Genomic DNA, 21,461 nt, shown 5'->3' with positions numbered 1-21,461 from the left:
TAACTCACCAGCAAGTACTTCGAGTAATCGAAGAGTTGGTAAAAATAGGGGAATTTATTCCCTGCTAATCCAGGAGAAAACCAGTGGCATTAGGTCTAGAAGACAAAAAAGCCATTGTCGCCGAAGTTAGCGAAGTTGCTAAAACTGCCTTGTCTGCAGTGGTTGCTGATTCTCGCGGTGTTACCGTGAGTAATATGACAGCACTACGCAAAGAAGCGCGTGAAGCGGGTGTTTATGTGCGTGTAGTACGTAACACTTTGGCTCGCCGTGCGGTTGAAGGTACTGACTTCGAATGTCTAGCTGAAAGCTTTGTTGGTCCTACGTTGATCGCTTTCTCTAACGAGCACCCAGGTGCGGCAGCTCGTTTGTTGAAAACGTTCGCAAAGGCGAACAGCAAGTTTGAAGTGAAGGCGTTGGCGTTCAACGGTGAGTTGATCCCAGCTGGCGACATTGATCGTTTGGCAACACTGCCTACATACGACGAAGCTATTGCGAAACTGATGAGTGTTATTCAGGGCGCAACAAGCAAGTTTGTACGTACTCTTGCAGCGGTTCGCGATCAAAAAGAGCAAGAAGCGGCTTAATACGGTTTACCGTATCCCTTCTTGATAAATATTTTGTTTTATTACCTTCGGGTAATTTTAAAGAATGCTAGGAATCTGAGTCATGGCTCTAACTAAAGAAGATATCATCAATGCAGTAGCAGAAATGTCTGTGATGGACGTTGTTGAACTAATTTCTGCAATGGAAGAAAAATTCGGTGTATCTGCAGCTGCTGCTGTAGCTGCGGGTCCTGCAGCTGACGCTGGTGCGTCTGCTGAAGAACAAACTGAATTTGACGTTATTCTTACTGCCGCTGGCGATAAGAAAGTAAACGTTATTAAAGCAGTTCGTGCAGCGACTGGCCTTGGCTTGAAAGAAGCTAAAGCAATCGTTGACGGCGCTCCAATGGCTGTTAAAGAAGCCGTTTCTAAAGAAGACGCTGCCGCTCTTAAAGCAGCTCTTGAAGAAGCTGGTGCATCTGTCGAAGTCAAGTAATGATACTTGTATTTCCAGATTTCGACCAATAGTCGAAATGGCTGGTGACTTTTTGTCACCGGCCTTTTTGGGTTTCTGAAACTCAAATAAAACTTAAAAGAATTTTCAAGTGGGAGATAATGCTCCCATAAATGGTAAGGCCTGATTTGGGCCTTTTGCGTCAATGTGCACAAGCTGGGGAATGCTGATGGCTTACTCATACACTGAGAAAAAACGTATCCGTAAGGATTTCGGTAAACTGCCGCCCGTTTTGGATGTGCCATACTTGCTGGCAATTCAGCTTGAATCCTACCGTAATTTTTTGCAAGAAGGTAAAACTCTTGCAGAGCGTGGGGAATTAGGTCTGCATGGGGCTTTTAAATCTGTCTTTCCAATGGTTAGCTTTTCTGGTAGCGCGGCGCTTGAATACGTCGATTACCGTTTAGGCAAGCCTGTATTTGATGTTAAAGAGTGTCAGTTGCGTGGTGTTACTTATGCAGCTCCTCTTCGCGTTAGAGTTCGACTCATCATTTATGATAAAGAGTCCTCTAACAAAGCAATCAAAGACATTCGCGAGCAAGAAGTCTACATGGGTGAAATTCCACTCATGACAGATAATGGTACCTTTGTAATTAATGGGACTGAGCGAGTTATCGTTTCTCAATTACACCGTTCTCCTGGTGTATTTTTTGATCACGATCGTGGTAAGACTCACTCTTCAGGTAAATTACTACATTCTGCTCGTATTATTCCTTACCGTGGTTCTTGGTTGGATTTCGAGTTCGATCCAAAAGATTGCGTATTTGTTCGTATTGACCGCCGTCGTAAGTTGCCAGCGACTATTTTGTTGCGCGCTTTGGGCTACGGCACGGAACAAATTCTAGATGCGTTTTTCGAATCTACTCGTTTCTACTTGAAGCGCGATGGCTTTGAGATGGATTTGGTTGCCAATCGTTTGCGTGGCGACACAGCGTTATTCAATATTGCTGATGCAAATGGCGAGCTAATTGTAGAAGAAGGTCGTCGTATTACGGCTAAGCACATTCGTGTCATGGAAAAAGCGGGTCTTGAACGCTTATCTGTGCCGCTTGAATACATGCTTGGTAAAGTGACTGCCAAAAATCTTGTTCATCCTGCAACGGGTGAGTTGATTGCGGAAGCAAACACGGAATTGTCTGTTGATTTATTGGAAGCTTTGGTTGCTTCTGGTATCACAGATGTTGATACGCTTTATACGAATGATTTGGACAATGGTCCATTTATTTCTGATACGTTGCGTATTGATCCAACGAGCAATCAGTTGGAAGCCTTGGTTGAAATCTACCGCATGATGCGTCCTGGCGAGCCGCCAACCAAAGAATCAGCTGAAGGCTTATTCCAAGGTTTGTTCTTCTCAGAAGATCGCTATGATCTATCTGGCGTTGGTCGAATGAAATTCAACCGTCGTCTAGGTCGTGATGAAGATACTGGCCCAGGCATTCTAGACAATGATGACATTGTTGCCGTATTGAAAACGTTGCTCGATATTCGTAACGGCAATGGCATGGTAGATGACATCGACCATTTGGGTAACCGTCGAGTTCGTTCTGTTGGCGAAATGGCCGAAAACCAATTCCGAGTTGGCCTTGTTCGTGTTGAGCGTGCTGTTAAAGAGCGTCTGTCTATGGCAGAAGCGGACGGCCTGATGCCGCAGGATCTTTTGAATGCGAAGCCTGTGGCGGCTGCAATCAAAGAATTCTTTGGTTCTAGTCAATTGTCTCAGTTCATGGACCAAAACAACCCGCTTTCTGAAGTAACTCATAAGCGTCGTGTTTCAGCGTTAGGGCCTGGTGGTCTGACACGTGAGCGAGCAGGTTTTGAGGTACGTGACGTACACGCCACTCACTATGGTCGTGTTTGTCCAATTGAAACGCCGGAAGGTCCAAACATCGGTTTGATTAACTCGCTGTCTACTTACGCGCGCACCAATAGCTACGGCTTCTTGGAAACGCCTTACCGTAAGATTGTTGATGGCAAGATGACAGATGATACCGTTTATATCTCTGCAATCGATGAAGCAAAATACGTTATCGCTCAAGCGTCTGCCAATGTAGATGCGGAAGGTCGTTTGGTTGATGAGTTGGTTCAGGTGCGTCATATGCACGAAACCACTTTGATTCCAAAAGAAAAAGTTAATTTGATGGACGTTTCTCCACGTCAGGTTGTTTCTGTTGCGGCGTCTTTGATTCCGTTCCTAGAGCACGATGATGCTAACCGTGCCTTGATGGGCTCGAACATGCAGCGTCAAGCGGTTCCAACACTTAAGGCGGATAAGCCTGTTGTTGGTACTGGTATGGAGAAGAACGTAGCGAAAGACTCTGGTGTTTGTATTGTTGCGAATCGCGGCGGTGTGATTGAGTCTGTTGATGCAAGTCGTATCGTTGTTCGTGTTAATTCAGAAGAAACGATCGCGGGTGAGGCGGGTGTAGATATCTACAACCTGACTAAATACGTACGTTCTAACCAAAATACCTGTATCAACCAGCGTACTTTGGTAATGAAAGGCGAAAAAGTTGCGTCCGGCGATATTATGGCGGATGGTCCTTCTGTTGATATGGGTGATTTGGCCTTGGGTCAAAACATGCGTATTGCCTTTATGCCTTGGAACGGTTTCAACTTCGAAGACTCGATCTTAGTGTCTGAGCGCGTAGTTGAAGAAGATCGCTTTACTTCGATTCATATCCAAGAGCTAACGTGTGTGGCTCGTGATACGAAGCTTGGGCCAGAAGAAATTACGTCTGATATCCCTAACGTGGGTGAAGGTGCGCTTTCTAAGTTGGATCAATCCGGTATCGTTTACATCGGTGCTGAAGTTGAACCAGGCGATATTCTAGTTGGTAAAGTGACGCCGAAAGGTGAAACGCAACTGACGCCGGAAGAGAAGCTTTTGCGAGCTATCTTTGGTGAGAAAGCGTCCGACGTGAAAGACACGTCTCAGCGAGTAAAGACAGGTACGCGCGGTACGGTTATCGATGTGCAGGTCTTTACACGTGATGGAATCGAGAAAGACGATCGCGCAAAATTCATCGAAAAATCGCAACTTGACCAAGTTCGTAAAGACTTGAATGAAGAGTTTCGTATTGTCGAGAAAGCGACTTTCGAGCGTTTAGCTGAAGCCCTAGTTGGTCAGCAGGCTGAAGGTGGTCCGAGCTTGGCTCGTAACGCCATCATTACGGAAGAGTACTTGGCGAATCTAGATCACCCTGAGTGGTTTAAAATTCGCGTTGCTAATGAAGAAGCAAGTGAGCAGCTTGAAAAAGCGCAAGCGGCTTTGATTGAGCGCCGTAAAGAGCTTGATGCCAAATTCGAAGATAAGAAACGTAAACTGCAAACGGGTGATGATCTTGCGCCTGGCGTTCTTAAAATCGTTAAGGTTTATGTTGCTATTAAGCGTCGTATCCAGCCTGGTGATAAAATGGCCGGTCGTCATGGTAACAAGGGTGTAATCTCTAAGATCATGCCTGTTGAAGACATGCCGTACGATGAAAATGGTGATCCAGTTGATATCGTATTGAACCCGCTAGGTGTTCCTTCGCGAATGAACGTTGGTCAGGTCCTAGAGACTCACTTAGGTGCAGCTTCTAAAGGGTTGGGTCGTAAAATCAACGAAATGCTTGCTGTAGAGCGAGAGAAAGCAGAGGCGGTTGCAGAACTGCGTAGCTTCCTTGATGAGATCTACAACGGCTACGAAGGCGACTTGAAGTGTGCGCGTACTGAAGATTTAGACAGCTTTACAGACGAAGAGATATTGACCTTGGCGGGCAACCTGAAAGGTGGTGTTCCAATGGCGTCTGGTGCCTTTGATGGTGCAAAAGAGTCTGAAATCAAACGTATGTTGCGCTTGGCTGGCATCAACGAAAGTGGTCAAGTTAAATTGTTTAACGGTCGTACCGGTGATGCTTTCGAGCGCCCTGTTACGGTTGGCTACATGTACATGCTGAAGTTGAACCATTTGGTCGACGACAAAATGCACGCACGTTCTACCGGTTCTTATAGCTTGGTTACTCAGCAGCCATTGGGTGGTAAAGCTCAATTTGGTGGTCAGCGTTTCGGTGAGATGGAGGTATGGGCGCTAGAAGCATACGGTGCCGCTTACACGTTACAAGAAATGTTGACAGTGAAATCCGATGACGTGAATGGCCGTACGAAGATGTATAAAAACATCGTCGATGGTGATCACAGAATGGAACCTGGCATGCCTGAGTCTTTCAACGTATTGGTGAAAGAGATTCGCTCTCTTGGTATCGATATAGAGTTGGAAGCCGAATAAGCACGAATCACATTTGACCTGCTGGGGAGCAAGACTCCCCGGCCTTATGAGTGGGGCGAATACTACATGAAAGACTTATTAGGTCTTCTAAAATCACAAGGACAATCTGACGAGTTTGATGCGATCCGTATCGGCTTGGCGTCACCAGATATGATTCGTTCATGGTCTTACGGTGAAGTTAAGAAGCCGGAAACCATCAACTACCGTACGTTCAAGCCAGAACGTGACGGTTTGTTCTGTGCAAAAATCTTTGGTCCTATTAAGGACTATGAATGTTTGTGTGGTAAATACAAGCGTTTGAAACACCGTGGTGTTATTTGTGAAAAATGTGGCGTCGAAGTAGCTCTGTCTAAAGTGCGTCGTGAGCGCATGGGTCACATCGAGCTTGCGTCGCCTGTTGCGCACATTTGGTTCTTGAAATCTTTGCCATCACGTATCGGTCTTATCATGGATATGACGTTGCGTGACATTGAGCGTGTTTTGTATTTTGAATCTTTCATCGTGATCGATCCAGGTATGACAACGCTTGATAAAGGACAATTGTTGAATGATGAGCAGTACTTTGAAGCGCTAGAAGAGTTCGGTGACGAATTCGATGCCCGCATGGGTGCAGAAGCGGTTCAGATGTTGCTTCGCGATTTAGATATGCCAGTTGAAATCAACAGCATGCGCGAAGAGCTAAACAGCACCAATTCTGAAACTCGTATTAAGAAGCTTTCTAAGCGTCTTAAGCTGGTTGAAGCGTTCTATCATTCTGGTAACAACCCAGAATGGATGGTGCTGGATGTATTGCCAGTACTTCCGCCAGATCTTCGTCCATTAGTACCACTTGAAGGTGGTCGTTTTGCGACGTCTGATTTGAACGACCTTTACCGTCGTGTGATTAACCGTAACAACCGTCTAAAACGACTACTAGAGCTGTCTGCTCCAGATATCATCGTACGAAATGAAAAGCGTATGCTGCAAGAATCTGTTGATGCGTTGCTTGATAATGGTCGTCGTGGTCGCGCAATTACTGGTTCTAACAAGCGTCCTTTGAAATCTTTGGCTGATATGATCAAAGGTAAGCAAGGTCGTTTCCGTCAGAACTTGCTTGGTAAGCGTGTTGACTATTCTGGACGTTCTGTAATCACAGTAGGGCCATCACTGCGTCTACATCAGTGTGGTCTACCTAAGAAAATGGCACTTGAGCTATTCAAGCCATTCATTTTCTCTAAGCTTGAACTTCGTGGCATGGCGACGACGATCAAAGCGGCGAAGAAAATGGTTGAGCGCGAAACACCTGAAGTGTGGGATATCCTTGATGAGGTTATCCGCGAACATCCAGTGATGTTGAACCGTGCACCAACACTTCACCGTTTGGGTATCCAAGCGTTTGAGCCAATGTTGATCGAAGGTAAAGCGATTCAGTTGCACCCACTTGTGTGTGCGGCATATAACGCCGATTTCGATGGTGACCAAATGGCGGTTCACGTTCCGTTGACGATTGAAGCGCAGTTAGAAGCACGTGCTTTAATGATGTCTACGAACAACATATTGTCACCTGCAAACGGCGAACCAATCATCGTACCTTCTCAGGACGTTGTATTGGGCTTGTACTACATGACCCGCGAAAAAATTAATGCGAAAGGAGAGGGCATGGCCTTTGCTGACATTAAAGAAGTACATCGCGCGTTTGGTGCTAAGCAAGTTGAATTGCATGCCAAAGTAAAAGTTCGTATCAATCAAGTTGATACAACGCTTGATGGCGATAAAGTTCCGTCCACGTTCATCGTTGATACAACTGTTGGTCGCGCTTTGTTGTTTGATATCGTGCCTGATGGCCTACCATTCTCTGTTGTAAACCAGAGTATGAAGAAGAAAGCGATCTCAAACTTGATCAACGAGTGTTACCGTAAAGTTGGCTTGAAAGAGAGTTGTATCTTTGCTGACCAGTTGATGTACACAGGTTTTGCTTATGCAACGTATTCTGGTTGTTCTGTTGGTGTTGACGATTTCGTTATACCACCAGAAAAAGCCGACATCATTGCGAAAGCGGAAGCGGAAGTTAAAGAAATTGAATACCAATATGCGGATGGTCTTGTAACGCAAGGCGAGAAGTACAACAAGGTAATCGATTTATGGTCTCGTACGAACGAAACCGTAACTGAAGCTATGATGAAAAACTTGGCAAAAGAGACCACTACCAACAAAGATGGCGAAGTGGTTGATCAGCAATCGTTTAACTCTGTTTATATGATGGCTGACTCCGGTGCCCGTGGTAGTGTTGCTCAGATGCGTCAGTTGGGCGGTATGCGTGGTTTGATGGCGAAACCAGATGGTTCCATCATCGAAACACCGATCACTGCGAACTTCCGTGAAGGTCTATCGGTACTTCAGTACTTTACCTCCACTCACGGTGCTCGTAAGGGTCTTGCTGATACGGCATTGAAAACAGCCAACTCTGGTTACCTAACGCGTCGTCTAGTAGATGTAGCGCAAGATTTGGTAATCACTGAAGTAGATTGTGGTTCCACAAACGGTATATCTGTTGCGGCCATGATTGAAGGCGGTGATGTTGTTGTTCCTTTGGGTCATCGTGTATTGGGTCGTGTTGTTGCTCAAGATGTGATTGATTCAAAAGGCAATGACGTTCTTCCAGCTGGCACTCTGATTGATGAGCATAATGTTCGTACGATCGAAGCGGCAGGTGTGGATGAAATGTTGATCCGCTCTGTGATCACTTGTAATACACGTCACGGCGTGTGTGCTAAGTGTTACGGTCGTGATTTGGCTCGTGGTCATCAGGTGAATATCGGTGAAGCAATCGGTGTTGTGGCAGCACAATCTATCGGTGAGCCGGGTACACAGTTGACGATGCGTACGTTCCATATCGGTGGTGCGGCATCTCGAGCGTCTGCAGTAGACAGTGTTCAAGTTAAGAGCGCGGGTACGGTTCGTTTTAATAAAATGAAGAGTATCGAGCGTCATACTGGTCACTTAGTGGTTGCGTCTCGTTCTTCTGAATTGGCGATCGCTGATGAAGCGGGTCGTGAGAAAGAGCGTTACAAGCTTCCTTACGGTGCGGTTTTGAGTGTACGTGACGGTGATCAAGTAACTGCGGGTCAAATCGTAGCAAACTGGGATCCACATACACACCCAATCGTATCTGAGATGGAAGGTCGTCTTGAGTTTAGTGGTATGGAAGAGAACGTGACGATTCGTCGCCAATCTGACGAAATGACTGGCTTGACTACCATCGAAGTTTTGGAAGTTCGTGATCGTCCTTCAGCAGGTAAAGATCTTCGTCCAATGATTGCGGTTGTTGATGCAGAAGGTAATCCTGTATTGATTCCGGGTACTGATTCGCCTGTACAGTACATGTTGCCTGAAAAAGCGCTATTGAGCTTGGATCACGGTGCAACAGTTAAGTCTGGTGAGGTTCTTGCTCGTATACCTCAAGAGTCTATCGGTAACAAAGATATTACCGGTGGTTTGCCACGAGTGGCAGACCTATTTGAAGCGCGTCGTCCGAAAGATCCTGCTGTTATGGCAGAGACAACGGGTGTTGTTAGCTTCGGCAAAGAAACAAAAGGTAAGATCCGTTTGGTTATCACACCACAAGATGGCAGTGATCCAATCGAGACGTTGATTCCTAAATGGCGTCAAATCAACATCTTTGATGGTGAAGAAGTGGCAAAAGGTGAAGTTATCGCCGACGGTCCTTTGAGCCCTCATGATATCTTGCGTCTTCAGGGTGTAGAGGCTTTGGCTGATTACATTACTAACGAAGTGCAAGAAGTTTACCGTTTACAAGGCGTTGTGATTAACGATAAGCATATTGAAGTTATTGTTAACCAAATGCTGCGTAAAGTAGATGTTGGTGAGTCTGGTGATACAGATCTTATCCAAGGTGATCAGGTAGAATTTACGAAACTGTTGGATGCAAACGAAAAAGCAGAAGCAGAGGGTAAATTCCCAGCGAAGTACGAGCGTGTACTTCTAGGTATCACGAAAGCTTCTTTGGCGACTGAGTCCTTTATATCGGCAGCATCTTTCCAAGAGACAACTCGAGTCTTAACAGAAGGTGCGGTAACTGGTAAAAAAGATCACTTACGTGGCTTGAAAGAAAACGTTGTTGTGGGTCGCTTGATACCAGCCGGTACAGGTTTGGCTTACCACAATGAGCGTAAGCGTAAAAAAGAGCTTGCGCTAGCAGCGAAGGAAGGAAGTGCGACAATTAGTGCCTCAGATGTAGAAGAAGCACTAAGCGCAGCACTGAAAGACTAGTTATTTGCTGCTAAATCGCAAGGGAGGTGATTTTTTAGTCGCCTCCCTATTGACTGTTTTATAGGCGCAAATTAAACTTGCGCCTCCTTAATTTTGGCGATTTCCGTCATAAGAATTGGATTTGTGGAGCTTGTCTAATGGCAACCGTTAACCAGTTGGTTCGTAAACCACGTAAACGTAAAGTGGCAAAGAGTGACGTTCCTGCGTTACAAGCTTGTCCGCAACGCCGCGGTGTCTGCACACGCGTATATACTACTACACCTAAAAAGCCTAACTCGGCTTTGCGTAAAGTATGTCGTGTTCGCTTGACTAACGGCTTTGAAGTTACTTCATACATCGGTGGTGAAGGTCACAACCTGCAAGAACACAGCGTAGTGCTGATTCGCGGCGGTCGTGTAAAAGATCTACCGGGTGTTCGTTACCACACAGTACGTGGTAGCTTGGATACTTCAGGCGTACAAAATCGTAAGCAAGGCCGTTCTAAATACGGTACTAAACGTCCTAAGTAAGCTAACGCTACTTAATTCATCGTTTAGACATAATTTTTTAATACAGTAAGGCCGAGCAATAATTGAATTGTCTCGGGCGAACCTGAAGAGGATATAGCTATGCCTAGAAGACGCGTCGTCGCTAAGCGTGAAATCCTTCCGGATCCTAAACACGGAAGCCAACTTCTCGCTAAATTTATCAACCATGTAATGGTTAGTGGTAAAAAATCTGTTGCAGAGAGCATTGTTTATAATGCATTAAACACTGTTGCAGAGCGCGCAAAAACAGATGAGCCAATGGCCATCTTTGAAAAAGCATTGGAATCTATCCAGCCAATGGTTGAGGTTAAATCTCGCCGTGTTGGTGGTGCGACTTATCAAGTCCCTGTTGAAGTTCGTCCAGTCCGTCGTGCAGCTTTGTCTATGCGTTGGTTGGTTGATGCTTCTCGTAAGCGTGGTGAAAAATCCATGGCTTTGCGTCTTGCAGGTGAAATTCTAGATGCTGCTGAGAACAAAGGTTCTGCTGTTAAGAAGCGTGAAGACGTTCATCGCATGGCAGAAGCTAACAAAGCATTCTCTCACTACCGTTTCTAATTATCCGGAGAAGGATACACAGTGGCACGTAAAACACCTATCAACCGTTACCGTAACATCGGTATTGTTGCGCATGTTGATGCAGGTAAAACGACGACGACTGAACGCGTTCTTTTCTATACTGGTTTGTCTCATAAAATTGGTGAAGTGCATGATGGCGCGGCAACAATGGACTGGATGGAGCAAGAGCAAGAGCGCGGTATTACGATAACTTCAGCAGCAACAACATGCTTCTGGGGTGGGATGAATAAACAGTTTGAGCAGCACCGTATCAATATTATTGATACGCCTGGGCACGTAGATTTTACTATTGAAGTAGAGCGTTCTTTGCGTGTTTTGGATGGTGCTGTAGTTGTGCTTTGTGGTTCTTCGGGTGTACAGCCTCAAACCGAGACAGTATGGCGTCAAGCAAATAAGTATGAAGTTCCTCGCCTGGTGTTCGTCAATAAGATGGACCGTACGGGTGCTGATTATTTATCGGTTGTGCGTCAATTAAAAACTCGTCTTGGTGCGAACGCGGTTCCAATACAGATGAATATCGGTGCTGAAGAAGACTTTAGTGGTGTAATTGATCTGATATTGATGAAAGCTGTAATGTGGAATGAAGAAGATCAGGGGATGACGTTCTCTTTAGAAGAGGTTCCTGCTGAACTGCTTGACGATGCGTTAGAGTTGCGTGAGCAAATGATTGAGGCTGCAGCGGAAGCGAATGATGAATTGATGGAGAAGTACCTCGAAGAGGGTGAACTGACTGTCAATGATATCAAAAGCGGTTTGAGGGCTCGTACGTTGACCAATGAGATTGTCTTGGTTATGTGTGGCTCAGCCTTTAAAAATAAAGGCGTACAGGCTGTTTTGGATGCTGTTGTTGAATATTTGCCTTCTCCGCTTGAAGTTAAGGCGATAGAGGGCACGCTTGAAGATGGTGAAACGGTTGTTACTCGTATTGCTGATGATGAGGCTCCGTTCTCTGCATTGGCGTTCAAGATAGCGACAGACCCATTTGTGGGTACGTTGACATTTATTCGTGTGTATTCAGGCATGTTGCGTTCTGGGGATGCGGTCTATAATTCTGTTAAGCAGAAGCGAGAGCGTATTGGTCGAATGGTGCAGATGCACGCAAATAATCGCGAAGAAATTAAAGAAGTGCTGGCGGGTGATATCGCTGCTGCCGTGGGTATGAAGTATGTAACCACGGGTGATACGCTTTGCGATATGAATGATGTTGTTGTGCTCGAGCGTATGGAGTTTCCCGAGCCTGTTATATCGGTTGCGGTTGAGCCTAGGTCTCAAGCGGATCAGGATAAAATGGGCGTTGCGCTAGGTAAGCTAGCGCAAGAAGATCCTTCTTTTCGTGTGGAAACGCATGAAGAAACGGGTCAAACGATTATTTCCGGTATGGGTGAGCTTCATCTTGATATTCTTGTCGACCGTATGCGTCGTGAATTTAAGGTGGAGGCTAACATTGGTAAGCCTCAGGTTTCCTATCGGGAGAAAATTCGCAAAGAAGTGGTGGTTAATCACAAATTTGTGCGTCAATCCGGTGGTCGTGGTCAATACGGTCACGTCGTAATGAAGTTAATCCCAACGGATAAAGATGGGCTTGAGTTTGTTAACGAGATTGTTGGTGGTGCTATTCCTAAAGAATACATCCCTGCAATAGAAAAAGGCGTTTCAGAGCAAATGAAGAATGGTGTGATTGCGGGTTACCCTTTGTTGGGTATCAAGGTCGTATTGTTCGATGGTTCATTCCATGATGTTGACTCTAATGAAATGGCTTTTAAAATTGCAGCTTCTCAGGGCTTAAGAAAAGGGGCAGTGGATGCTGATCCTTGTGTTCTTGAACCTGTAATGAAAGTGGAAGTTGTGACTCCTGAAGAATATATGGGGGATGTGATGGGAGACCTGAATCGTCGCCGAGGTATTGTTCAGGGGATGGACGATTCCCCGTCAGGGAAAATTATCCGTGCTGAAGTTCCTCTTGGGGAGATGTTCGGGTATGCAACTGACGTGCGTAGCTTGTCGCAAGGGCGTGCAAGTTATGCGATGGAGTTTGAGAAATACGCTGAAGCACCGGCTAGTGTGGCAGACGCGATCATCAAAAATGAAGATTAATCATCATACTTACTAATTCTTAAGGTGTATGTATCATGGCAAAGAGTAAATTCGAACGTAATAAACCACACGTTAACGTTGGTACTATCGGTCACGTTGACCACGGTAAAACAACTCTAACTGCAGCATTGACTCGTGTATGTGCAGAAGTATTCGGCGGAACCGCTGTTGCTTTTGACGGTATCGATAATGCTCCTGAAGAGCGTGAGCGTGGTATCACTATCTCGACTTCTCACGTTGAGTACGATTCTCCAGTGCGTCACTATGCGCACGTGGATTGTCCTGGACACGCCGATTATGTTAAAAACATGATCACTGGTGCTGCTCAAATGGATGGCGCTATCCTAGTTTGTGGTGCGACTGACGGCCCTATGCCTCAGACTCGTGAGCACATCTTGCTTTCTCGTCAAGTAGGTGTTCCTTACATCGTAGTTTTCCTAAACAAAGCTGACTTGTTGGCTGAAGACTGTGGCGGTGCGGATTCTGAAGAATACGCTGAAATGCTAGAGTTGGTTGAAATGGAATTGCGTGACCTTCTTTCTGAATACGACTTCCCAGGTGATGATACTCCAATCATTCCAGGTTCTGCGCTAATGGCGTTGAACGGTGAAGATGATAACGAAATGGGTACAACTGCAGTTAAGAAGCTTGTTGAAACTCTTGATTCTTACATTCCTGAGCCAGAGCGTGCTATCGACGGTGCATTCCTAATGCCGATCGAGGACGTATTCTCTATCCAGGGTCGTGGTACTGTTGTAACTGGTCGTGTTGAGCGCGGTATTGTTCGCATCCAGGAAGAAGTTGAAATTGTTGGTATCGTTGATACTACTAAAACAACTTGTACTGGTGTAGAGATGTTCCGTAAGCTTCTTGACGAAGGTCGTGCTGGTGAGAACTGTGGTATCTTGTTGCGCGGTACTAAGCGTGAAGATGTTCAGCGTGGTCAAGTATTGGCTAAGCCTGGTTCAATCACTCCTCACACTGAGTTTGAAGCAGAAGTATACGTGTTGGGTAAAGATGAAGGTGGTCGTCACACTCCATTCTTCAAAGGTTACCGCCCTCAGTTCTACTTCCGTACAACTGACGTAACTGGTGCTTGTTCTTTACCTGAAGGCGTAGAAATGGTTATGCCAGGTGATAACATTCAGATGACTGTTGCTCTAATTCACCCAATCGCAATGGACGAAGGTCTACGTTTTGCGATTCGTGAAGGCGGACGTACAGTTGGTGCTGGTGTTGTAGCTAAAATCATCAAGTAATTAGATATTTATATCTTATTGCTTTATGTTTGAAAAAAGGCCGCCCAACTTGGGTGGCCTTTTTATTTTGTGGTTTATTTGTTTGTTCAGAAATTGGTTACTTGACAACCAGTTTTTGAATGGCTAATATTCGCCGTCCTTAAAAAAGGATTGTGGCTTAATAAATGTACAGTTAAGTCATACAAAACATTGTATTTGGAGTTGGAAATGCAAAGCCAAAAAATCCGTATTCGTCTGAAAGCGTTCGATCATCGTCTGATTGATGCTTCAACACAAGAAATTGTGGACACAGCGAAACGTACAGGTGCGCAAGTACGTGGACCGATTCCACTTCCTACTCGCAAAGAGCGTTATACAGTATTGATTTCTCCACACGTAAACAAAGATGCGCGTGATCAGTATGAAATCCGTACACATAAACGTGTTCTAGACATCGTTGAGCCAACAGAAAAAACTGTTGACGCATTGATGAAGCTAGATCTTGCGGCAGGCGTGGAAGTACAAATTTCTTTGGGTTAATAGCTCAAAGTTTGGGGTGCGACAACCGACTGGTTATCAGTCGGCTTATGCACAATAGTGGAATGATCTGGAATGATCAGCCGTAGCGGGTGATAGCCCCTTACACAACTGGCAAATGAGGTAAAAAATGACTATTCAATTAGTCGGACGCAAAGCCGGAATGACACGTGTCTTCACTGAAGATGGTGTATCCGTGCCAGTAACCGTCATCGAGGTTGAACCGAACCGCGTTACTCAGGTGAAAACAGCAGAAACTGACGGCTACAAAGCTATTCAGGTTACTGTGGGTTCTCGCCGTTCGAGCCGCGTTAACAAAGCTGCTGCAGGTCACTACGCAAAAGCGAACGTTGAAGCAGGTCGTGGTTTGTGGGAGTTCCGCCTGGCAGGTGATGAAAAAGAAATCAATGTTGGTGATGAGCTAACTGTTGCTGATTTCGAATCTATCCAAATGGTTGATGTAACTGGTCAATCAAAGGGTAAAGGGTTTCAAGGTGCCATTAAGCGTCATAATTTCAGTATGCAAGACGCTACACATGGTAACTCGTTGTCTCACCGTGCTCCTGGCTCTATCGGTCAATGTCAAACACCAGGTCGTGTTTGGAAAGGCAAGAAGATGGCTGGCCATATGGGCGCCGCACAAGTTACTACGCAATCACTAGAAGTGGTTCGTGTTGACGCAGAACGTAACCTTATCCTAGTGAAAGGTGCCGTACCTGGTGCAGTGAATGGTGATGTTATTCTTCAATCAGCTGTTAAAGCTCGCTAAGAGGGGTAGACAATGAACTTGAATCTTACAGGCGCAGAGGGAACGGTAGAAGTTTCTGATGTAGCCTTTGCTCGTGAATATAACGAAGCGTTGGTTCACCAAGTAGTAACATCATACTTGGCTGGCGCTCGTCAAGGCTCACGCGCTCAAAAAACACGCTCTGAAGTAGCTGGCGGCGGACGCAAACCTTGGAAACAAAAAGGTTCTGGTCGCGCTCGTGCAGGTACTATCCGTAGCCCTCTATGGCGCTCTGGTGGTGTGACTTTTGCTGCAAAACCGCAGGATCACTCTCAGAAAGTGAACAAGAAGATGTACCGTGCAGCGATGCGCACCATCTGGTCTGAACTTGTACGTCAAGACCGTCTTGTTGTAGTTGAAGAGCTTGCATTAGAAGCTCCAAAAACTAAGCTATTCATAGCAAAAATGGCAGAATTGAATATTGAGAACGCTTTGATTGTTTCCAATGATTTGGATGACAATTTATTCTTAGCGGCTCGCAACATTCCTAACGTAGATGTGCGTGATGCAGCATCTATCGACCCTGTTAGCTTGATCGCTTACGACAAAGTGTTGGTGACAGTTGGTGCTCTGAAACAAGTTGAGGAGGCACTAGCATGATCGGCGAACGCATTTATAAAGTTCTGTTGGGTCCACATATTTCCGAAAAAGCAACAATCGTAGCCGAAGGCAACGGTCAGTATGTTTTTCGTGTTACTGGTGATGCAACGAAACCTGAAATCAAACAAGCTATCGAAGCGCTTTTTGAAGTCAAAGTTGAGTCTGTACATACGTTGAACCAAAAAGGTAAAACTAAGCGTACAGTTCGTGGTCTAGGCAAGCGTAAAGACGTGAAAAAAGCGTATGTACGTCTAGCTGAAGGTCAAGACATTGATTTCATGGTCGCTGAATAAGGGGAGATAGGTCAATGGCTGTTGTTAAAAGTAAGCCAACGTCTGCAGGCCGTCGTCACGTTGTTAAGGTTACTAACAACGATTTGCACAAAGGCGCACCATATGCACCTTTGCTAGAAAAGAAAAGCAAATCGGGTGGACGTAACAATAACGGGCGCATCACTACGCGTCACGTAGGTGGTGGTCATAAGCAGCATTATCGTATGGTTGATTTCCGTCGTAACAAAGATGGAATTCCAGCGGTAATTGAGCGTTTGGAATATGATCCAAACCGTTCTGCAAATATTGCATTGATTAAATATGCTGATGGTGAGCGTCGTTACATTATCGCTTCCAAAGGTATGGTGGCTGGTGCTGTTGTTTTTAGTGGTGCAGATGCGCCTATCAAAGCTGGTAATACTTTGCCTCTGCAAAATATTCCTGTTGGTAGTACGGTTCACTGTATCGAGCTTAAGCCTGGTAAGGGTGCGCAAATTGCACGTTCTGCCGGAACTTCTGCTCAGCTAGTTGCTCGTGAAGGTCGTTACGTTACTCTTCGTCTACGTTCAGGCGAAATGCGTAAAGTACTGACTGAATGTCGTGCTACTTTGGGTGAAGTATCAAACTCTGAGCATAGCTTACGAGTTCTTGGTAAAGCTGGTGCTACGCGTTGGCGTGGTGTTCGTCCTACCGTTCGCGGTTCGGCGATGAACCCAGTGGATCACCCACATGGTGGTGGTGAAGGTCGTAGCAAAGGTGGTCGTCACCCAGTTACGCCATGGGGTGTGCCTACTAAAGGGTACAAAACACGCAGCAACAAGCGTACTGATAAACTTATTGTACGTCGCCGTACTAAGTAATAAGAGGAAACGACTGTGCCACGTTCACTAAAAAAAGGTCCTTTTATCGACCTTCATTTGTTGAAAAAGGTAGAGGCTGCGGTAGAGAAAAAAGATCGTCGTCCAATTAAGACTTGGTCGCGCCGTTCTACTATCTTCCCTGATTTTGTAGGGTTGACTATCGCTGTCCATAATGGTCGCCAGCATGTTCCAGTTCTTGTAACTGAAGACATGGTCGGTCATAAATTGGGTGAGTTCGCTCCGACCCGTACATATCGTGGTCATACTGCGGACAAGAAAGCCAAACGGTAATAAGGGGTATTAACATGAGTGAAGTAAAAGCTTCATTGAAGGGTGCTCGCCTCTCAGCGCAGAAGGCCCGTTTGGTTGTAGATCAAATCCGCGGTAAATCTGTTAGCGAAGCACTGAACATATTAGCGTTCAGTCCTAAGAAGGCGGCAGTAATTGTCAAGAAAGTACTAGAGTCTGCTATAGCTAACGCTGAGCATAACGAAGGTGCTGATGTAGATGATTTGCGCGTTTCTACGGCTTACGTTGATGAGGCTATGACTCTGAAGCGTATTATGCCACGTGCCAAAGGCCGTGCTGACCGTATTTTAAAACGCGGTTGTCATATAACAGTTAAAGTCGCTGACTAATTAGGAGAAACCCAATGGGTCAGAAGGTTCATCCAACTGGTATACGCCTAGGGATAGTTAAAGATCATACTTCTACTTGGTATGCGAATAATCAAAACTACTCTAAGCTACTATTAAATGATCTTCAGGTTCGTGAGTACTTGGAGAAAAAATTGGTCCAGGCTTCTGTTTCTCGTATTGAGATTCAGCGTCCTGCTCAGACAGCCCGAATTACTATTCATACTGCCCGTCCGGGTATCGTGATTGGTAAGAAAGGCGAAGATGTTGAGAAACTACGTAATGCAGTTTCTGAGATGATGGGCGTTCCTGTCCACATCAACATCGAAGAGATTCGCAAGCCTGAAATGGACGCGAAATTGGTTGCGCAGAATATCGCTAGCCAACTTGAGCGTCGCGTTATGTTTCGTCGTGCTATGAAGCGCGCAGTACAGAATGCAATGCGTGCAGGCGCGAAGGGTATCAAGGTTCAGGTAAGTGGTCGTTTAGGCGGTGCAGAAATTGCACGTGCTGAGTGGTACCGTGAAGGCCGCGTGCCTCTACATACACTGCGTGCTGACATCGACTACGCCCCTTATGAAGCTCTTACTACTTACGGCATTATTGGCGTAAAAGTATGGATCTTTAAAGGCGAAATCTTGGGCGGTATTGAACAAGTGCGAGCTGACAAAGGCGCACAAAAGAAGAAGTCTAAGTAGGGGGTAAGTCATGTTACAACCGAAACGTACTAAGTTCCGCAAGATGCAAAAAGGCCGTAACCGCGGTCTTGCTCTTCGCGGAAACCAAGTTAGCTTTGGTGAATTCGGATTGAAGTCCACAGAACGTGGACGTCTTACCGCTCGTCAAATTGAAGCGGCGCGTCGTGCAATGACTCGTCACATCAAACGTGGTGGTAAAATCTGGATTCGTGTATTCCCTGATAAGCCGATTACTCAGAAACCTCTAGAGGTTCGTCAGGGTAAAGGTAAGGGTAACGTAGAATACTGGGTTGCACAGATTCAACCTGGCAAGATGCTTTATGAAGTTGAGGGCGTTTCAGAGCAACTAGCACGCGAAGCTTTCGCACTAGCTGCTGCTAAACTTCCTTTGTCCACAACTTTCGTAACGCGTACGGTGATGTAGATGATAGCAAAAGAACTGCAAGAAAAGTCTGTAGCAGAGCTACAAGCGACCTTGATTGAGCTACTACGTGAGCAATTTACATTGCGCATGCAGAAAGCTACTGGTCAGCTGGCGCAAACTCATTTGCTTTCGCAAGTTCGCCGCAATATCGCACGTGTTAAAACCGTGCTTAATGATAAGGCAGGTAACTAAGATGGCAGAAACAAAAGCGCGTACAGCTACTGGTAAAGTAGTCAGCGACAAAATGGATAAAACCATTACAGTACTAGTTGAACGTACAGAAAAACATCCTCTATACGGTAAGTTTGTACGTCGTTCAACTAAACTACACGCTCACGATGAAAACAATGAGTGCCAGATTGGTGATACTGTTAAGGTCGTAGAAACACGTCCTTACTCTAAGTCTAAGACTTGGAACCTGGTTCAAGTTGTTGAGAAAACAGCAGCCCTATAAGCTGCTCTTTTCCCTTCGTGAGACTTGTTATCTAATTTGATTGGAGAGCAGAAATGATTCAAACAGAATCGATGCTTGATGTTGCAGATAACAGCGGCGCAAAGCGTGTTCAGTGTATTAAAGTACTGGGTGGCTCACATCGTCGTTATGCTGCTATCGGTGACATTATTAAAGTCACAGTGAAAGAAGCGATCCCTCGTGGTCGTGTAAAAAAAGGGCAAGTTCTTAACGCCGTAGTCGTTAGAACTAAGAAAGGTGTTCGTCGCTCTGATGGTTCCGTAATCCGCTTTGATGTAAATTCAGCGGTATTGTTGAATGCTTCAGGACAGCCACTTGGTACTCGTATCTTTGGCCCTGTAACACGTGAATTGCGTACAGAGCAGTTCATGAAAATTGTTTCTCTTGCACCAGAAGTGCTGTAAGAGGGAGAGGGGACATTATGCGTAAGATCAAACGTAACGACGAAATTATCGTGATTGCTGGGAAAGACAAAGGCAAGCGCGGTAAAGTTGTTAAGGTAGTAGACGAAAGCCGAGTTCTAGTTTCTGGTATTAATACTGTTAAGAAACATGAAAAACCAAACCCTATGAAGGGTTCAACTGGCGGCATCGTTGAACAAGAAGCACCTATTCAGGTTTCGAATGTAGCCATTTTTAACAGTGCTACTGGTAAAGCGGATCGCGTCGGCTTTAAGTTGAATGAAGATGGTACGAAAGTACGTATTTTTAAATCTAACAGTGAAGCGATCGACGCCTAAGAGCGGGAATTATAGCCATGGCGAGACTTAAGCAAGTTTATAAAGATAATGTTGTTGGCACTCTTATCGAAGAGTTCAGCTACAAAAATGTGATGGAAGTGCCGAAAATCACTAAAATCACACTAAATATGGGTGTTGGTGAAGCTATCGCAGACAAGAAACTTCTTGAGCATGCGGTAAATGATCTTGAAGCACTTAGCGGCCAGAAAGTTGTAGTGACTAAGGCGCGTAAATCAGTAGCAGGCTTTAAAATCCGTGACGGTTACCCGATCGGTTGTAAAGTTACGCTACGTGGTGAGCGTATGTGGGATTTCTTCGACCGTTTGGTTGATGTTGCTATTCCACGTATCCGTGACTTCCGTGGACTTAATCCTAAGTCTTTCGACGGTCGTGGTAACTATAGCATGGGTGTTAAAGAGCAAATCATCTTCCCTGAGATCGACTACGATAAAGTAGACCGTGTACGTGGTATGGATATTACCATTACAACGACTGCTCGTACCGACGAAGAAGGTCGTGCTTTGTTAGCCGCCTTTAATTTCCCTTTCAAGAAATAAGAGGTAGGAATCATGGCTAAAGTATCAATGATTCAGCGCGAAGCAAAACGTACTAAATTAGTAGCTAAGCATGCTGAAAAGCGTGCGGCTCTAAAGGCGATCATTAGTGACGTTAATGCATCGGACGATGAAAAGTGGGAAGCGACGCTTAAACTGCAAGCGCTTCCACGCGATTCATCTTCTTCTCGCCAGCGTAACCGTTGCCAAATTACAGGTCGTCCACACGGTGTTTACCGTCGTTTCGGCTTGTCTCGTATCAAGTTGCGTGAAGCAGCGATGCGTGGTGACGTACCAGGCTTGAAGAAAGCTAGTTGGTAAGCAAGTAGAGCGCGATCATAATACATGGCAGTGAGTGGGGTGTCTAAGTACAAGTACTGGACATTGTGCTCGCTGCTGTGTACTATGCGCGAGCTCTATTTGCTGCACAATGGTTTTTAAATTAGGAGCTCTTAAATGAGTATGCAAGATACCCTTGCGGATATGTTCACACGTATTCGTAATGCACAGATGGCTGCAAAGACCTCTGTGAGCATGCCTTCATCAAAAATGAAGGCATCTGTCGCTGCAGTTCTACGCGAAGAAGGTTACGTAGGTGACTTTTCTGTAGACGAAGCGATTAAGCCGACCCTTACTATCGAATTGAAATATTACGAAGGTAAGCCGGTTATTGAACAAATTAAACGCGCATCTCGCCCAAGCTTGCGTCAATACAAAGGCACTACTGCACTACCTAAAGTAGAAGCAGGCCTTGGTGTTGCAATCATCTCTACCTCTAAAGGTGTGATGACAGACCGTGCAGCTCGTGCTGCTGGTATTGGTGGCGAAGTGATCTGCACTGTATTCTAGGAGT

The 21,461-nt window shown here is 45.5% G+C and carries 24 protein-coding genes; all 24 read left to right on the top strand.

Features of this window, described 5'->3' with window-relative positions; genetic code table 11:
- The first annotated feature begins 83 nt into the window (after window positions 1-83).
- The 24 genes from rplJ to rpsH all read left to right on the top strand — a co-directional run bounded on the left by rplJ (window position 84) and on the right by rpsH (window position 21,457).
- Window positions 84-584 carry a 50S ribosomal protein L10 gene (gene rplJ / locus D104_RS25800; protein ID WP_024023536.1) on the top strand — a complete coding sequence of 167 codons (501 nt, stop codon included), beginning with the start codon at window positions 84-86 and terminating at the stop codon, window positions 582-584.
- 82 nt (window positions 585-666) lie between these two features.
- Window positions 667-1,038 carry a 50S ribosomal protein L7/L12 gene (rplL, locus tag D104_RS25795; RefSeq protein WP_024023535.1) on the top strand — a complete coding sequence of 124 codons (372 nt, stop codon included), beginning with the start codon at window positions 667-669 and terminating at the stop codon, window positions 1,036-1,038.
- A 187-nt stretch (window positions 1,039-1,225) separates the two neighbouring features.
- Window positions 1,226-5,326, top strand: a complete 4,101-nt coding sequence (rpoB, locus tag D104_RS25790) for a DNA-directed RNA polymerase subunit beta (RefSeq protein WP_024023534.1) — start codon at window positions 1,226-1,228, stop codon at window positions 5,324-5,326.
- A gap of 66 nt (window positions 5,327-5,392) precedes the next feature.
- Window positions 5,393-9,595, top strand: a complete 4,203-nt coding sequence (gene rpoC / locus D104_RS25785; RefSeq protein WP_024023533.1) for a DNA-directed RNA polymerase subunit beta' — start codon at window positions 5,393-5,395, stop codon at window positions 9,593-9,595.
- 137 nt (window positions 9,596-9,732) lie between these two features.
- Window positions 9,733-10,104, top strand: coding sequence for a 30S ribosomal protein S12 (rpsL, locus tag D104_RS25780; protein ID WP_013659444.1), 372 nt, complete (start codon window positions 9,733-9,735; stop codon window positions 10,102-10,104).
- Between the two features lie 99 nt (window positions 10,105-10,203).
- Complete coding sequence (gene rpsG, locus D104_RS25775) at window positions 10,204-10,677, top strand: 30S ribosomal protein S7 (protein WP_024023532.1); 474 nt, start codon at window positions 10,204-10,206, stop codon at window positions 10,675-10,677.
- Window positions 10,678-10,698: 21 nt separating this feature from the next.
- Window positions 10,699-12,792, top strand: a complete 2,094-nt coding sequence (fusA, locus tag D104_RS25770; protein ID WP_024023531.1) for an elongation factor G — start codon at window positions 10,699-10,701, stop codon at window positions 12,790-12,792.
- 35 nt (window positions 12,793-12,827) lie between these two features.
- Window positions 12,828-14,051: an elongation factor Tu gene (gene tuf, locus D104_RS25765; RefSeq protein ID WP_024023530.1), complete on the top strand. Its 1,224-nt coding sequence runs from the start codon at window positions 12,828-12,830 to the stop codon at window positions 14,049-14,051.
- 207 nt (window positions 14,052-14,258) lie between these two features.
- Entirely contained in the window at window positions 14,259-14,570 is a 312-nt protein-coding gene (rpsJ, locus tag D104_RS25760; RefSeq protein WP_012071937.1) for a 30S ribosomal protein S10, read from the top strand.
- 127 nt (window positions 14,571-14,697) lie between these two features.
- Entirely contained in the window at window positions 14,698-15,336 is a 639-nt protein-coding gene (rplC, locus tag D104_RS25755) for a 50S ribosomal protein L3 (RefSeq protein ID WP_024023529.1), read from the top strand.
- Between the two features lie 12 nt (window positions 15,337-15,348).
- On the top strand, window positions 15,349-15,954 hold the full coding sequence (rplD, locus tag D104_RS25750) for a 50S ribosomal protein L4 (RefSeq protein ID WP_024023528.1): 606 nt from the start codon (window positions 15,349-15,351) through the stop codon (window positions 15,952-15,954).
- Window positions 15,951-16,247, top strand: a complete 297-nt coding sequence (gene rplW, locus D104_RS25745) for a 50S ribosomal protein L23 (protein ID WP_024023527.1) — start codon at window positions 15,951-15,953, stop codon at window positions 16,245-16,247. The genes rplD and rplW overlap by 4 nt, the downstream gene beginning before the upstream one ends.
- 14 nt (window positions 16,248-16,261) lie before the next feature.
- A complete protein-coding gene (rplB, locus tag D104_RS25740; protein WP_024023526.1) occupies window positions 16,262-17,086 on the top strand; it encodes a 50S ribosomal protein L2 in 825 nt (274 codons plus the stop codon).
- A 15-nt stretch (window positions 17,087-17,101) separates the two neighbouring features.
- The gene (gene rpsS / locus D104_RS25735; RefSeq protein ID WP_024023525.1) at window positions 17,102-17,377 is read left to right on the top strand and encodes a 30S ribosomal protein S19; all 276 of its coding nucleotides are present in this window, start codon (window positions 17,102-17,104) and stop codon (window positions 17,375-17,377) included.
- Window positions 17,378-17,391: 14 nt separating this feature from the next.
- Entirely contained in the window at window positions 17,392-17,724 is a 333-nt protein-coding gene (gene rplV, locus D104_RS25730; protein ID WP_024023524.1) for a 50S ribosomal protein L22, read from the top strand.
- Window positions 17,725-17,738: 14 nt separating this feature from the next.
- Window positions 17,739-18,419 (top strand): 30S ribosomal protein S3, encoded by a 681-nt coding sequence (rpsC, locus tag D104_RS25725; RefSeq protein ID WP_024023523.1) that lies wholly within the window; start codon window positions 17,739-17,741, stop codon window positions 18,417-18,419.
- Between the two features lie 10 nt (window positions 18,420-18,429).
- Window positions 18,430-18,843 (top strand): 50S ribosomal protein L16, encoded by a 414-nt coding sequence (rplP, locus tag D104_RS25720; protein WP_024023522.1) that lies wholly within the window; start codon window positions 18,430-18,432, stop codon window positions 18,841-18,843.
- Window positions 18,844-19,035, top strand: a complete 192-nt coding sequence (gene rpmC / locus D104_RS25715) for a 50S ribosomal protein L29 (RefSeq protein ID WP_024023521.1) — start codon at window positions 18,844-18,846, stop codon at window positions 19,033-19,035. It abuts the gene before it with no gap.
- 1 nt (window position 19,036) lies between these two features.
- On the top strand, window positions 19,037-19,297 hold the full coding sequence (gene rpsQ, locus D104_RS25710) for a 30S ribosomal protein S17 (protein WP_024023520.1): 261 nt from the start codon (window positions 19,037-19,039) through the stop codon (window positions 19,295-19,297).
- A 53-nt stretch (window positions 19,298-19,350) separates the two neighbouring features.
- Entirely contained in the window at window positions 19,351-19,719 is a 369-nt protein-coding gene (gene rplN / locus D104_RS25705; RefSeq protein ID WP_024023519.1) for a 50S ribosomal protein L14, read from the top strand.
- A gap of 17 nt (window positions 19,720-19,736) precedes the next feature.
- Window positions 19,737-20,054 carry a 50S ribosomal protein L24 gene (gene rplX / locus D104_RS25700; RefSeq protein WP_024023518.1) on the top strand — a complete coding sequence of 106 codons (318 nt, stop codon included), beginning with the start codon at window positions 19,737-19,739 and terminating at the stop codon, window positions 20,052-20,054.
- Window positions 20,055-20,071: 17 nt separating this feature from the next.
- Window positions 20,072-20,611: a 50S ribosomal protein L5 gene (gene rplE / locus D104_RS25695; RefSeq protein ID WP_024023517.1), complete on the top strand. Its 540-nt coding sequence runs from the start codon at window positions 20,072-20,074 to the stop codon at window positions 20,609-20,611.
- Between the two features lie 12 nt (window positions 20,612-20,623).
- A complete protein-coding gene (rpsN, locus tag D104_RS25690; protein WP_024023516.1) occupies window positions 20,624-20,929 on the top strand; it encodes a 30S ribosomal protein S14 in 306 nt (101 codons plus the stop codon).
- Between the two features lie 135 nt (window positions 20,930-21,064).
- Complete coding sequence (gene rpsH, locus D104_RS25685) at window positions 21,065-21,457, top strand: 30S ribosomal protein S8 (protein ID WP_024023515.1); 393 nt, start codon at window positions 21,065-21,067, stop codon at window positions 21,455-21,457.
- Window positions 21,458-21,461 lie beyond the last annotated feature (4 nt).

The organism is Marinomonas profundimaris (assembly GCF_000508165.1).
Taxonomy (GTDB): domain Bacteria; phylum Pseudomonadota; class Gammaproteobacteria; order Pseudomonadales; family Marinomonadaceae; genus Marinomonas; species Marinomonas profundimaris.
This window is presented reverse-complemented; position numbering and strand designations above follow the sequence as displayed.